Origin of the sequence: Lactobacillus agrestimuris (assembly GCF_943193025.1) — a bacterium.
GTDB classification, from domain to species: domain Bacteria; phylum Bacillota; class Bacilli; order Lactobacillales; family Lactobacillaceae; genus Lactobacillus; species Lactobacillus agrestimuris.
Genome location: NZ_CALPCQ010000011.1, coordinates 1 through 13256 on the forward strand (window position 1 = coordinate 1; position 13256 = coordinate 13256).

The window sequence follows — 13256 nt, forward strand, 5'->3', positions numbered from 1 at the left end:
TTATCAACGAATGCAAAAAAGTCAAAAAATAGTTTGGCTCCAATTGGAGAAATGAAGGATGTTGTGATTGATTCTACAGATAATTCAAATATATTTGGTATCGGAGTTTACTTGAAGAATTTTAAGAAAGTATTAGCAAGTTCCGATTTGGCTCAAATTATTCTGGAAATAATGTTAGAATCAAAATTAAGTGTAACAAGTCCTTGGTTTGAACGGATGAATAGAAAAAAATTATTAATCAATCCATTACAAATCTCGGTAAACTACACTCGACAAGGAAATTTCATAAATATTTTTGGAATTAGTGAACATAGCGATGAAGTAATTGCAGAAATAAAAAATGAGATAGAACAACTTGAGCTTGTCAAAAGTTTAAGTTTCAGTAGAAAATTTTTTGAATTGAAGAAAAAAGAATGTATTGCGAATTTTATTAGAGAAATGGATAACTTGTCATCGGTTTCTGTTGATACATTGGAAGCACTTCTAGATAAGGAAGACCCATATGAGAATTTGCGTAATTTACAAACTATGAGTTTTGAAAATTATTGCAAATTCTATAAGGAATTAATGACTGATAGTCAAATATGTTCAGCTCATTTTAAAAATAGGGAAGATTAATAAAGTGAAACGTGCGATTGTTTTCGGTGCGACTGGTGGAATCGGCTCAGAAATTTGTAACGAATTAGCTGAAGCGGGTTGGTCAGTATATGTGCACTATAGGCATCAAGATAAGTTAGCACAGGCGATATGTTCTGAGTTAATGGATAAATATCCAATGCAAGATTTTATACCAATAAAATTAGATTTTGATATAGATGATTCAGAACTAGAAAAATTTGTTGCTAATTTATTACCAGTTAATGCAGTGATTTTTTCTCAGGGTATTACCAAATATGGCTTTTTAGGTGAGCAAAAGTTAGATGATATTTCAAATATATTAAATATTAATCTAACAGTACCAATTAAGTTAACAAAAATATTTGAGAAAAAATTAATTACGCAGGAATTTAGTCGAATTATTTATTTAGGTTCTGTTTATGGTGAACAGGGAAGCCCACTCGAGGCTGTGTATAGTGCAACTAAAGCTGGGTTAAGTAGATTTTGTCAAGCATATGCTCGGGAAGTTGCGTCAACAAACTTGACTGTTAATGTGATTGCACCAGGTGCGGTTGACACGAAGATGAATGCAATCTTCTCAGCTGAAACTTTGCAGGATTTAAAGTCTGAAATACCGACTGGTCGACTTGCAACAGGTAAAGATATTGCTTTTTGGGTTAAGAATATCTTGCAACCAGAAAGTAGATATTTTACTGGACAAACTATTTATGTTGATGGTGGATGGCTTATATAATAAAAGACATGTTTTAATACAACTATAGTTCATGGTATACTCAAACTGTTAATTAAAATTTTGAAGAGGTAATTATGGCAGATATTGGAGAAAAATTACGTAGTGCCAGAGAAGCAAAAGGTTTATCAATTGAAGATATTGAAAAGGCAACTAAGATTCAAAGTAGATATTTAGTTGCGATTGAAAATGATGAATTTGATAAGCTCCCTGGTGATTTTTATGTAAGAGCGTTTATTAGACAATATGCTCAAATCGTCGGCTTAGATGGTAAGGAATTACTTAGTGAGTTCCACCAAGATGTACCTGAATCAAAACCCGATGAATATGTGGAAAACTCTATTGATAATAAAAGTGAAGAAGTTCGTGAAACCACAGATAATAAGAAAAACTTGTGGAAAAACTACTTACCTAAGATCGCCATTGGACTTGGCGTAATCATCGTAATTCTTGTAGTTTACGTTCTTTATGCAAGACTTTCTTCAAACAATCAAAATAATACTGCTGAAAACAGTAACGTTTCTGTTTCTTCACAAACTTCATCTAAAAAAACTAAACCTGCAGTAAAGAAGAGCAGTGTAAAGATCAGTGAACTTAGTGATAATGAATTCCGTGTTACTGGTTTAAAGAATAATCGCCGTTTAGTTCTTAAGTCTGGCGATCAAACTGTCACTGCAAGTATTTCAATTAATGGAAATACTCAGTGGCAACAAACTTTGATGGCTAACCAAAAACAAACTGTTACTATTCCTAGTGATGCAGAACGTGTAGTCATTACTTTGAGTAATGATGATGGTACTTCAGTAACTGTTGGCGGTAAGAAGGTTCCATATACAAGCAATGGTAGTTACCGTTCATTGACTTTATTAATTGGTGCGGCTAAGCGTACTCAAAGTAGCAATAGTAGTACTAATAATGAAACTACTAGCAGCTCTGCAACAGGTCAAAATAATAACGTTCAAAGCAGTAGAGTTAGTCAAAGTCAATCACAAAGCTCTCGAGTACAATCTTCTACCCAAGGCCGTAGTGAAGAACAAAGATCTGCTCAAAGTAGCAGTCAACAACAGTCTACACAACAATCAAGTACAACTAATACCGAAAATAATAATCGTTAATCGATAATTATTTACAAAAAAAGTAGGAGATCATAGAATGAATTTACCAAATAAATTAACAATGTTTAGAATCTTTATGATTCCAGTATTTATGCTGTTACTAATTTTTAAAGGTGCTACTGGTGGATATATAGCTCCAATGGGAATTGCACATGGAACTACTATTTCATGGTTGCAAGTTATTGCAATGATTGTCTTTGCAGTTGCTTCAGCTACAGACTGGCTCGATGGTCACATTGCTCGTGCGCGTGGATTAGTTACAAATTTTGGTAAATTTGCGGATCCATTAGCTGATAAGATGTTGACCATGACAGCATTTATTTTCTTAGTAAGCTTAAACTTAGCACCAGCATGGGTTGTTGCAATTATTGTTTGCCGTGAACTTGCGGTTACTGGTTTGCGTTTAATCGTTGTTGAAAATGATGGTGAAGTTATTGCGGCTAAGATGCCAGGTAAGATTAAGACTACTGCTCAAATGTTAGCAATCATTTTCTTATTGCTAGGAGATCCATACTATATCGGAACAGTTTTACTATATATTGCTTTGATTTTTGCAATTTACTCAGGTTATGACTACTTCCGTGGATCTTGGAGTGTATTTAAAGGTTCTATGTAAAAACAATTGAATATTTTAAAAATAAAGAAAAGTTGAAACTTTTCTTTATTTTTTTCGGACAAATTCGATTTTTTTGCGTACATATAAATAGAGGAGAAAAAATTGAAACGCTAGTTCGTTTTTTCTTGCATTATAAGTAGTTTACAAAGTATAATTATTAGGTAAATTCATTAGGAGGTAAAAGTTTTGGCCAAAGATGAAAAACAAGCTGCCTTAGATGCAGCACTTAAGAAAATTGAAAAGAATTTTGGTAAGGGTGCTGTTATGCGCATGGGTGAAAGAGCTGATACGCAAATTTCTACAGTTCCTACCGGTTCGATTGCTTTAGATGCCGCCATCGGTGTAGGTGGTTATCCCCGTGGTCGTATTGTTGAAATTTATGGTCCAGAATCTTCAGGTAAGACTACAGTTGCTTTACATGCTGTTGCTGAAGTTCAAAAACGTGGTGGTACTGCAGCGTACATTGATGCTGAAAATGCAATGGATCCCGCTTATGCTGAAGCTTTAGGTGTAGATATAGATTCTTTAATCTTGTCACAACCCAATACTGGTGAAGAAGGTCTTCAAATTGCAGATACTTTAATTTCCAGTGGTGCGATTGATATCGTAGTTGTCGACTCGGTTGCTGCTTTGGTACCTCGTGCTGAAATTGAGGGTGAAATGGGTGATGCTCATGTTGGTTTGCAAGCTCGTTTAATGAGTCAAGCTTTACGTAAGTTATCAGGAACAATTTCTAAGACCAAGACTATTGCCATTTTTATTAACCAGATTCGTGAAAAAGTTGGTATTATGTTCGGTAATCCTGAAACTACTCCAGGTGGACGCGCACTTAAATTTTATTCAACTGTTCGATTGGAAGTTAGACGCGCTGAACAAATTAAGCAATCCGGTGATGTGATTGGTAACAGAGTAAAGATTAAGGTTGTAAAGAACAAAGTTGCTCCACCATTTAAGGTCGCTGAAGTTGATATCATGTATGGAAAAGGTATTTCACAAAGTGGTGAATTACTAGATATGGCTGCAGATAAGGATATTATTGATAAAGCTGGTTCATGGTATTCATATAAGAGTGATCGAATTGGACAAGGCCGAGAGAATGCTAAGAAGTATTTGGAAGAACATCCAGATATTTATGCAGATGTTCAATCACAAGTTCGTCAAGCTTATGGAATTGATGATGAATCAATTGCTGAACGTGAGGACCCTGAAAAGGTAAAAGAAAAAAAGGAGTCTGAAGACGGAAAGGTCAGTAAGGACAAAAAATAAAATCGAAGAAATAGATTTGAACCTTGGAATTTAGTTCCAAGGTTTTTTCTTATAATTGACACGGGCATTATTGTTCTTTATCATTAACTAGTGTGAATAATTCTAAAAAAGGGCGATAGTAATCATGGAAAATATTATTTTGATTCCCGTCGTAAGTGCTATTGTTTCTCTTTTTGTGGGATTAGGTATTGGATATGGTATTCGTAAGCATTCTTGGGAAAAGAAAGCTCAAAATGCGCAATTGGATGCTGATCATATTCTTGCTGATGCAAAGGCACAGGTTGCTACTGCAAAAGCAGAAGTAGAAGCACAAAAACAAGCTGCAAAAGCAGTTAAACAAAGTGCAGAAAATACTAAAAAAGAAAAAATTCTTGAAGCACAAGAAGAAATTAATGATTATCGGCAAAAAACTGAAGATAGTTTAAATGTTAAAAGAGATGAAGTATCTCGTTGGCAGAATCGTCTTCAACAAAGAGAAGATACCCTTGATCATAAGAATTCACTTCTTGATGAAAGAAATTCTGAAATCTTACAAAAAGAAAATCAGTTGAAACAGCAGCAAGCTAATTTAGATAAGAAGCTCAATACGGCAGATGAGCTCGTAGAAGAGCGCCGTCAAAAACTATATGAAGTATCAGAACTTGATCGAAAACAAGCTGAGAAGATTGTTTTGGACCAATTATCAGAAGAATTAGTTAAAGAACGTGCCGAATTGATTAGAAATAGTAATGAAGAAGTTCAGGCTAGAGCTGATCATTTTGCACATCAAGTATTAGTTGATGCAATTCAAAGTAGTGCAGCAGATACAGTTGCTGAAACAACAGTATCTGTAGTCAACTTACCAAATGAAGAGATGAAGGGTCGAATTATCGGTCGTGAAGGTAGAAATATCCGTTCATTTGAAGCATTAACAGGAATTGATTTGATAATCGATGATACTCCTAATGTAGTAACATTGAGCGGTTTTGATCCGATTCGACGTGAAATTGCGAAAAGAGCAATGGAACGATTAATCAAGGATGGTAGAATTCATCCAGCTCGAATCGAAGAAATGGTTGATAAAGCACGTAAGGAAGTAAATGACGACATTTATGAAGCCGGTGAAAGTGCGCTTATGGATTTAGGCATTCACAGAATGAATCCTGAATTAGTTAAGACGCTTGGACGACTTAAATATCGTACTTCATACGGACAAAATGTTTTGGCACACTCCATTGAAGTTGGAAAGTTAGCTGGAACAATGGCTGCGGAACTTGGTTTAGATGAAAAACTAGCAGTTCGCGCGGGATTATTACACGATATTGGTAAGGCGATTGATCATGATATTGAAGGTTCACACGTTGAAATTGGTGTAGAACTTACTCGTAAATATCATGAATCAGAAGTAGTTATTAATGCAATTGCGGCTCACCACGGTGACGTACCTAAGCTTTCGTTTATTGCTGAATTGGTAGTTGCAGCAGATACAATTTCATCTGCTCGACCTGGCGCAAGAAGTGAGAGCTTGGAAAATTATATTAGACGATTGACCGATCTTGAAAAGATTGCTAAAAGTTATCCTGGCGTAAGCCAAGCATATGCAATTCAAGCAGGTCGTGAAGTAAGAGTAATGGTTGAACCTGATGAAATTTCAGATGATAGAGTTGTTATTCTTGCTCGTGATATTCGTAATCAAGTTGAAAAAGAGCTTGATTATCCAGGAAATATCAAAATTACAGTTATTCGTGAAAAACGTGTCGTTGCAGTTGCTAAATAAAGCGTGGGAGAGCATCCTACGCTTTTTTTATTGTCAATGTGGGTTGATTGTTAAATAAAAGTACTTGTATAATTAGAGCAAGTATTTAGAGAAAGTAGTCATATATGTTTAAAATTATTGTTGATTTATTCTTTTTAGTGATTATTCAAGCGGCAATCACTCCATTTATTAGAAGGTTGGCCTTCGTTTTGGGAGCGGTAGATAATCCAAATGCTAGACGTGTTAATAAGAAACCGATGCCCACTATTGGGGGGCTGGGTATTTTTGTTACATTTAATATTGGAGCATTTGTACTTCTTCGAGAGCAATTTCCTACTCATGAATTATTTGCCTTGTTACTAGCTTCAAGTGTAATTGTTTTGACAGGGCTAATTGATGATATCCTTGAACTTAATCCTAAACAGAAAATGTTTGGTATCTTAATTGCGGCCTTAATAATTTATTTCTTGGCCGGAATTAGAATGAATGTCTTAAATTTACCATTTGTAAATCATGAAATTAATTTGGGATGGTGGAGCTTACCAATCACGATCTTTTGGATTTTAGCATTAACTAACGCAGTTAATCTAATTGATGGACTTGATGGTCTAGCCGACGGAGTTTCAATGATTTCTTTAGTAACTATGGGGGTAGTTGGATATTTCTTCTTACATACTCATCAGTTATATGTGCCAATTGCGTGTTTTATGCTTGCATGTTGTTTATTGGGATTTTTGCCATATAATTTCCATCCGGCAAAGATATTCCTAGGTGATACTGGAGCATTATATATTGGCTTTATGATTGCGGTATTATCTTTAAAAGGGTTAAAGAATGTTACTTTTATCTCATTGCTTGTTCCAATAATTATTTTGGGAGTACCAATAACTGATACTGTTTATGCCATGATTAGAAGAAGACTTAATAAGCAACCAGTTTCTCAAGCTGATAAACATCACTTGCATCACCAGTTGATGAATATGGGTTTAACTCATAGACAAACTGTATTGACTATTTATGCGCTATCTTTGATTTTTTCATTTATTTCACTCTTATTCCTTTTATCTCCATCATGGGGGATTTGGCCACTTATATTGGCATTATTGTTTGCATTAGAAATATTTGTAGAATCAATTGGACTTTTAGGTGAAAAATATAAGCCGCTGATGCACTTAATTCAAAAGATTATTAATCAACGTAGTAAAGATGATCCAACTGTTGAAGTTTGGCATTTAGGTGAAGAAAAGCCAGACCAATTGAAGAAAAAAAGATAGATAAAAAAGGCTTTGTAATGACTTTGATCATTATGAAGCCTTTTTATTGTTCATGAAAATTATTATTTTCAAGTAGAATTTCATTATAGCGTTTCTTACCTTTGGTAAATGAAACTTGTCCAGATAATAAATTAGTTAATGGATCAGTAAATTCCTTTTGCTTATCTTCATCCAAAAATACTTTAATTGTGATGTCAACACCATATTCTGTTTCTGAAACAAAAATATTATTTTTCTTTAAATAATTGTTTACTTCATCAAACCGATTGTAAGGAACGGTAAAACTCAGCTCTTGCTGCAGCACACGTTTTACTACACCAATATGTTCTACGGCTTCAGTAACACTATTAGAATATGCTCTAATCAGCCCACCTGCACCAAGTTTGATACCACCAAAATATCTAGTTACAACTACGGTAATATTTTTTAGATTCATTAGTTGAAGTGCCTTAAGTTCTGGAATTCCAGCAGTTCCTGATGGTTCACCATTATCACTTGCTTTTACTTGATCATCGTTAAGACCTATTGTGTAGGCATAAGTATTGTGGGTAGCATCATGGTATTTTTTAGAGATCTTCTTAATAAAATCATTTGCCTCTTCCACTGTATTTGTCCGAGCAAGGCTGGCAATGAATTTACTCTTTTTTATAACCAACTCATGATTTCCATTTTCTTTAATTGTTAAAAAGTTTTCATTCTTTGACAAACAAATCACCTCTTTTTGCGTATATATATAGGGGGAGGTCCTATAATGAACAATTTAAATTTAATTGGTCGACAATGGATAGTCGCTCACAAGGATTCTAGCACATTTAAGGGATGTAATAAAATTGAGGCAATTTCTCAAGGAAAGTGTAATCGTTGTGGCAGTGATGTTCATGCAAAATTGCCAAGTGGAAAAATTTATTGTCGCAGTTGTATTGGAATTGGTCGAATTGTAGAAGGTGATTATTTAGTCAGATATGATACTGAATATAATTTTCCGCAATTAAAGCAAGGAGCTTTGGTTTGGGATGGGCAGTTAACACCTCTTCAACAAAAAATTTCAGATACACTAATTGAAAATTACCGTGCAAAAAAATCTAGCCTAGTTCATGCAGTAACAGGAGCTGGAAAAACGGAAATGCTATTTAAGTTAATTGCAGAATGTTTGGCACGGGGTGAAAGAGCTTGTATTGCCACGCCTAGAATTGATGTAGTTAATGAATTATATCCAAGATTTACTAAAGCTTTTGCAATTGAAATTGGAAAATATCATGGTCGTGAATATCATGAACCCAAAAATGAGCAATTAATTATCTGCACGACCCATCAATTAATGAAATATTTTCATGCGTTTGATTTATTAGTTATTGATGAAGTTGACTCTTTTCCATATGTTGGAAATAAGCAGCTGCATTATGCGGCAGAAAATGCAGTTAAGCCTAATGGGGTAAGAAAATATTTAACGGCTACTCCAACCACTGATCTACTCGAAGAAGTAAAGAAAGGACAACTTGAATTATTAAAGTTAAATCGCCGATTTCATGGGCACTTATTGCCAGTACCAAAAGAAAAATTATTTTTGAGGCCTTTTATTACGAGTAAAGGATTAAATAAAGTATTAGTAAAAGAAATAATCAATGTAATAAAGGCAGGACACCCACTCTTACTGTTCGTTCCGCGGGTTGATGAAATTTCAGACTATTTAAGGTTTCTAAAAAAGATACCAGAGCTAAAGCAAGTTTCAATTGCAGGAGTTCATGCTTCTGATTTACACCGATTAGAGAAAGTACAAGATTTTCGAGTAGGGAAAACGCAACTACTAGTTACAACTACAATCCTGGAACGTGGAGTTACTTTTAAGCATGTGTGGGTAATTGTAGTTGCGGCCGATGATCAAATTTATACTTCACATAGTTTAGTTCAAATCGCCGGAAGAGTAGGAAGAGCAAAAAGTGATCCAACAGGAATGATTATGTATTGCTATCACAAGTATACGAAAAATTTACGACTGGCAATGAAGCAAATAAGGGAGATGAATAAGTGAAATGATTAACTGTTTAATTTGTGGGCAGTCATTTATTCCTAGAATTTCATATCTTAAGATTTTGTCTTTAATTAAAAAAAGTGAAAAATCAATTTGTGCACATTGTATGAAAAAATTTGAAGATCTTGGAGAAATAAGATGCAAGTTTTGCTCAAAAAAATTACCTAAGGCAGATATTTGTGATGATTGTAAAGCTTGGCAAAAAATTTATCAGAAAGATATTCTAATTAATCATTCAATATATAAATATAATGATTTTTTTCATGATTTAATGGTGAATTATAAACGATATGGGGACTATGTGTTATATAGAGTCCTAGAGCAATTGTGTATGGAAGAGTTAAGTGGTTTAAATTTTGATTATTACGTTCCAATTCCAACGTCAAAAGACCATCAAGAAAGAAGACAGTTTGATACGATTAGTTCAATTTATCAAAACATTGTGCCTTTAAGTTATGCTCTTGAAAAAATGGATATTAGCGAATCTCAAGGTGAAAAGAATCGAATTGAAAGATTGGCAACCCCGCAGAGCTTTTTGGTTGAAAAAGATAATGAAAAGTTCCAATATAAGGATGAGGGCAGTTTTCTTTTGCTAGATGATATTTATACAACTGGTAGAACACTCTACCATGCTCGGGATGCACTTAGATCAGTTTTTCCTAAGGCAAAGATTGAAAGCTTTTCAATTTGCAGGTAAAAAAATATATGAAACGCTTTCATTTTCTGCTATAATATAAATATAAAGAAAACCGCGTAGCGGTGAAAGGAGACCTTATATGTTAAAGTACAATGTTCGTGGAGAAAATATTGAAGTAACTGATGCTTTAAGAAGCTACGTTGAAAAGCGCTTAGAAAAATTAGAAAAGTATTTTGATTTAAATCAAGATGTAATTGCTCACGTAAACTTAAAGGTTTATCGTGATCGCTCAGCTAAAGTTGAGGTTACTATTCCTTTACCTTACTTAGTATTAAGAGCTGAAGAAACTACTGATGACATGTATCGTAGTATTGATTTTGTTTCTGAAAAACTTGAAAGACAAATCAGAAAGTACAAGACTCGTGTAAATAGAAAGAGTCGTGAAAAGGGTATTAGTGATTTCTTTGTAGAAGAAGAGAGTGAAGAAACTAAGCCTAGTGAATTTGATATTGTTCGTAACAAGCGTTTGAACTTAAAGCCAATGGATCCTGAAGAAGCAATCTTACAAATGGATATGCTTGAACATGATTTCTTCATTTTCCAAGATGCTGAAACTAATGGAACTAGCATCGTTTACCGCAGAAATGATGGTAGATATGGTTTGATTGAAGTTACTGAATAAATTCAACTTACAAACTGATGATAATTTAAAAGTCTCGCGCAGTATAGCACGAGACTTTTAAAATGAAATTTTTATTTTTTCTCCAAACATGGTAAAATTAGTCTGTATTTTTAGACTTTCGACATATAAGGGACCGATTTAATGGCAAATATTTTAAAGAAACTTTATAACGAAGATAAACGAGAACTTAAAAAATTTGAAAAGCTTGCAAAAAAAGTTGAAGGCTATGCCGATGAAATGAGCAAACTTTCAGATGATGAATTAAAAGCAAAGACACCAGAATTTCGCAAACGTTTGAAAAATGGTGAAACATTAGATGATATTTTACCTGAAGCATTTGCTGTTTCAAGAGAAGGAGCAAAACGTGTTTTAGGTCTTTATCCATTCCACGTACAGATTCTCGGTGGTATTTCACTTCACTTTGGTAATATTTCAGAAATGATGACTGGTGAAGGTAAGACTTTGACAGCAACCATGCCGGTATATTTGAATGCTCTTGAAGGTAAGGGTGTACACGTTGTTACTGTTAACGAATACCTATCAAGTCGTGATGAAGAAGAAATGGGTCAATTGTATCGTTGGCTTGGTCTTACTGTTGGCTTGAATATCAATTCAATGTCACCAGACGAAAAGCGTGAAGCATATAATTGTGATGTTACGTACTCAACCAACTCAGAATTAGGGTTCGATTACTTGCGTGATAACATGGTGGTTTATAAAGAACAAATGGTACAACGACCACTTAATTATGCAATTATCGATGAGGTTGACTCAATTTTAATTGATGAAGCTAGAACTCCATTGATTATTTCTGGTCAAGCTGAACAAGCTAATAGTGATTATATTCGTGCCGACCGTTTCGTTAAAACTTTATCAGAAGATAAGAGTGATGACGATGCTGACGATGACAAGGACTACGGTGATTACAAGATTGATTGGCAAACAAAGACCATTTCTCTAACTAGAACTGGTATTGATAAGGCATGTAAGCACTTTGGTCTTAAGAACTTGTATGATGTAGAAAACCAAAAGCTAGTTCACCACATTGATCAAGCTTTACGCGCTAACTACATCATGCTTAAGGATATTGATTACGTTGTGCAAGATGGCGAAGTAATGATTGTTGACTCCTTTACTGGTCGTGTAATGGAAGGTCGTCGTTATTCAGATGGTCTTCACCAAGCGATTGAAGCCAAAGAAGGTGTTAAGATTCAAGAAGAATCAAGAACACAAGCTACTATTACTTACCAGAACTTCTTCAGAATGTACAATAAGCTTTCAGGAATGACCGGTACTGGTAAGACGGAAGAAGAAGAATTCCGTGAAATCTACAATATGCAGGTAATTACTATTCCTACTAACCGTCCAAAGCAAAGAAAGGATATGCCTGATATTTTGTATCCAACTTTGGATTCAAAATTTGATGCTGTTGTAGAAGAAATTAAAGAAAGACATGCAAAGGGACAACCTGTTTTGGTTGGTACTGTTGCTATTGAAAGCTCAGAGCGTTTGAGTCATCTGCTTGACGAAGCAGGTATTCCTCACGCAGTTTTGAACGCTAAGAACCATGCCAAGGAAGCTCAAATTGTTATGAATGCTGGTCAACGTGGTGCTGTTACAATCGCCACTAACATGGCTGGTCGTGGTACTGATATTAAATTAGGGCCTGGTGTAGATAAGCTAGGTGGTTTAGCAGTTATTGGTACTGAGAGACACGAATCACGTCGTATTGATAATCAGCTTCGTGGACGTTCAGGACGTCAGGGTGATCCAGGTTATACTAGATTCTACTTATCACTTGAAGATGATTTGATGAAGCGGTTCGGGGGGGATAGAGTTAAGAACTTCCTCGATCGTTTATCAAATAATGATGACGATAAGGTTATTGAAAGTCGTTTGATCACTCGTCAAGTTGAAGCTGCTCAAAAGCGTGTTGAAGGTAACAACTACGATACTCGTAAGCAAACTTTGCAATACGATGATGTTATGAGAATTCAACGTGAAATTATCTATGGCGAAAGAATGCAAGTCATTGAAGCTGAAGATTCGTTGAAGGATGTTTTAATTCCAATGATTCATCGAACTATTGATAGTCAAGTATCAATGTTTACACAAGGCGATCGTTCAGATTGGCGTTTAGATTCTTTACGTGACTTTATTGCATCAAGTTTAACTTCAGAAGATTTTGCAAAGCAAATCGACTTTAAGACAATTAGTGTTGATGATTTGAAGAAGAAACTTTACGATATCGTAGAAAAGAACTTCGAAGAAAAGGAAAAGGCATTGGGTGATCCTTCACAAATGCTTGAATTCGAAAAGGTTGTTATTTTACGTGTCGTAGATGATCGTTGGACTGATCACATTGATGCGATGGACCAACTTCGTCAATCTATCGGACTTCGTGGATATGGTCAGTTGAATCCACTTGTTGAATATCAAGATTCAGGTTATAGAATGTTTGAAGAAATGGTATCTAACATTGAGTTTGACGTAACTCGTTTATTCATGAAAGCTCAAATCAGACAAAACTTAAGTCGTTAATAAGATAAATAAA

General features: G+C 34.8%; 11 protein-coding genes and 1 pseudogene. 11 read left to right on the top strand and 1 reads right to left on the bottom strand.

What is annotated here, in order from left to right; all coding sequences use genetic code 11:
- From NFR82_RS04620 to NFR82_RS04650, 7 genes and pseudogenes are all read left to right on the top strand, one after another.
- Window positions 1-618, top strand: a pseudogene (locus tag NFR82_RS04620) (M16 family metallopeptidase); the annotation flags it as partial.
- A gap of 4 nt (window positions 619-622) precedes the next feature.
- Window positions 623-1351: an elongation factor P 5-aminopentanone reductase gene (gene ymfI / locus NFR82_RS04625; RefSeq protein WP_251717120.1), complete on the top strand. Its 729-nt coding sequence runs from the start codon at window positions 623-625 to the stop codon at window positions 1349-1351.
- A 74-nt stretch (window positions 1352-1425) separates the two neighbouring features.
- The gene (locus tag NFR82_RS04630) at window positions 1426-2463 is read left to right on the top strand and encodes a helix-turn-helix domain-containing protein (RefSeq protein ID WP_251717121.1); all 1038 of its coding nucleotides are present in this window, start codon (window positions 1426-1428) and stop codon (window positions 2461-2463) included.
- A 37-nt stretch (window positions 2464-2500) separates the two neighbouring features.
- The gene (pgsA, locus tag NFR82_RS04635; protein WP_251717122.1) at window positions 2501-3079 is read left to right on the top strand and encodes a CDP-diacylglycerol--glycerol-3-phosphate 3-phosphatidyltransferase; all 579 of its coding nucleotides are present in this window, start codon (window positions 2501-2503) and stop codon (window positions 3077-3079) included.
- Between the two features lie 186 nt (window positions 3080-3265).
- Complete coding sequence (gene recA, locus NFR82_RS04640) at window positions 3266-4345, top strand: recombinase RecA (protein ID WP_251717123.1); 1080 nt, start codon at window positions 3266-3268, stop codon at window positions 4343-4345.
- 124 nt (window positions 4346-4469) lie between these two features.
- Window positions 4470-6101, top strand: coding sequence for a ribonuclease Y (gene rny / locus NFR82_RS04645; protein WP_251717124.1), 1632 nt, complete (start codon window positions 4470-4472; stop codon window positions 6099-6101).
- Window positions 6102-6205: 104 nt separating this feature from the next.
- A complete protein-coding gene (locus NFR82_RS04650) occupies window positions 6206-7354 on the top strand; it encodes a glycosyltransferase family 4 protein (protein WP_251717125.1) in 1149 nt (382 codons plus the stop codon).
- 43 nt (window positions 7355-7397) lie between these two features.
- On the opposite strand, the gene NFR82_RS04655 is transcribed toward NFR82_RS04650, so the two are convergent.
- The gene (locus tag NFR82_RS04655) at window positions 7398-8060 is read right to left on the bottom strand and encodes a YigZ family protein (RefSeq protein WP_251717126.1); all 663 of its coding nucleotides are present in this window, start codon (window positions 8058-8060) and stop codon (window positions 7398-7400) included.
- A gap of 45 nt (window positions 8061-8105) precedes the next feature.
- On the opposite strand from NFR82_RS04655, the gene NFR82_RS04660 reads away from it, so the two are divergent.
- From NFR82_RS04660 to secA, 4 genes are all read left to right on the top strand, one after another.
- Window positions 8106-9383, top strand: a complete 1278-nt coding sequence (locus NFR82_RS04660) for a helicase-related protein (protein ID WP_251717127.1) — start codon at window positions 8106-8108, stop codon at window positions 9381-9383.
- A gap of 1 nt (window position 9384) precedes the next feature.
- Complete coding sequence (locus NFR82_RS04665; RefSeq protein WP_251717128.1) at window positions 9385-10080, top strand: ComF family protein; 696 nt, start codon at window positions 9385-9387, stop codon at window positions 10078-10080.
- A 79-nt stretch (window positions 10081-10159) separates the two neighbouring features.
- Window positions 10160-10702, top strand: a complete 543-nt coding sequence (hpf, locus tag NFR82_RS04670) for a ribosome hibernation-promoting factor, HPF/YfiA family (protein WP_251717129.1) — start codon at window positions 10160-10162, stop codon at window positions 10700-10702.
- Between the two features lie 141 nt (window positions 10703-10843).
- Window positions 10844-13243 (top strand): preprotein translocase subunit SecA, encoded by a 2400-nt coding sequence (gene secA / locus NFR82_RS04675; RefSeq protein ID WP_251717130.1) that lies wholly within the window; start codon window positions 10844-10846, stop codon window positions 13241-13243.
- Window positions 13244-13256: the final 13 nt, after the last annotated feature.